We start from the raw sequence: 1,663 nt of genomic DNA on the forward strand, positions 1-1,663 counted from the left end.
CGGGCCAGGCCGGTGCCGGTGAGGTAGAGGTGGCCGGTGACGCCGGTGGGGACGGGTTCGCCGTGGTCGTCGAGGATGTAGGCGTGCGTGCCGGGCAGTGGGCGGCCGATCGGGACGGGGTCGTCGTCACCGGTCAGGGTGTGGGTGGTGGCGTAGACGGTGGCCTCGGTGGGGCCGTAGCCGTTGATGATGCGGGTGGCGGTCAGGTGGCGCAGTTGGGTGGTGAGGGCGGGGGTGATGGCCTCGCCGCCGAGCATCAGGGTGTGCAGGCGGGGCAGGGCGGCGGCGGTGGCGGGCTGGTCCAGGAGGCGGGTGGCGAAGGAGGGGGTGGTCTGCAGGTGGGTGACGGCGTGGGTGGTGAGGGCGGTGGCCAGGTCGCCGGGGCCGGGTAGCACGATGCGGCAGCCGGTGGTGAGGGTCCAGATCAGTTCTAGGACGGAGATGTCGAAGCTGGCGCTGGTCAGGGCGAGCCAGGTTTGCGGGGTGGCGGGGTCGGGGGTGTGCAGGGTGGTCATGGCGTGGAGCAGGCCGGTGAGGTTGGCGTGGGTGATGGCCACGCCTTTGGGGGTGCCGGTGCTGCCGGAGGTGTAGATGACGTAGGCCAGGTGGTCGGGGTGCAGCGCCGGAATGGCCGGGCGGGCCTCGGAAGCGGGGGCCGGGCTGGGGCTGGGGGTGGCCAGCAGGGTGGCGATGTCCCAGGCCGGGATGCCCGGGAGGGCGTCGGAGGTGGTGTCGTGGGTGAGGATCAGTGCGGGGCGGGCGCTGGTGGTGATCTGGGTGAGCCGGGCGGTGGGGTAGGTGGGGTCCAGCGGCAGGTAGGCGGCGTGGGCCTTGTGGATGGCGAGCAGGGCGATGAGCAGTTCGGGGCTGCGGGGGGCGTGCAGGCCGATCAGGGTGTCCGGGCCGGCGCCGTGGCCGGTCAGGTGGGTGGCCAGGTGGTCGGCCAGGTGGTCGAGTTGCCGGTAGGTGAGGTGCCGGTCGTCGGTGATGATCGCGGTGGCGTCGGGGTGGGTGCGGGCCCGCGCGGCGATCAGCTCGTGCGCGAACGGCACCCGCCCGGCTGACTCCTCGTCCCCGTGCCCATCGAAGCGGTCGCTCCTCGGAATGTCGGTATGGTCGCCCGCCTGGACGTCGGTGAGCCCACTGGTGAAGTGATCGCCGGGCTCGTGTGAGAAGTGATCGCCTGTTGAGTCCCCTGCCGATGGGTCCGAGGTGTTGCTCTGGAGATGGTCCGGTCGGCCGACGGTCCGCGGGTTTCTGCTGGGGAGGGGTGGGTTGTGGGCGTGGAGGTGGTGGTGGCGTTGTGCGGGGGTGAGCAGCGGGTGGGTGGTGATGGGCTGGTCGGGGTGGGTGGTCAGGTGGGTGAGCAGGGTCTGGTAGTGGTCGGCGAAGCGGGTGATGGTGGCCGCCTCGAACAGGTCGGTGTTGTATTCCCAGCGGGTGTGCAGGGTGCCGTCGGGGTCGGGGTGCACGGTCACGGTGAGGTCGAACTTGGCGGTGTGGGTGGGGAGTTCGGCGGGGTGCAGGGTGAGGGGGCCGCTGTGGTGGGGGCGGGGTGGGGTGTGGTCGAGGGTGAGCATGACCTGGAACAGGGGGTTGCGGGTGAGGTCGCGGTCCAGGGACAGGTGCTCGATGAGGTGTTCGAAGGGCAGGTCCTGGTGGT

The 1,663-nt window shown here is 71.4% G+C and carries 1 protein-coding gene; it reads right to left on the reverse strand.

All coding sequences use genetic code 11. The features are described 5' to 3' along the window. Nucleotides 1–1,663 (reverse strand): AMP-binding protein (locus ACFY2X_RS47290; protein WP_389952041.1); only part of this gene is annotated, 1,663 nt, incomplete at both ends.

Source organism: Streptosporangium sp. NPDC000396, from assembly GCF_042898655.1.
In the GTDB taxonomy this organism is placed as follows: Bacteria; Actinomycetota; Actinomycetes; order Streptosporangiales; family Streptosporangiaceae; genus Streptosporangium.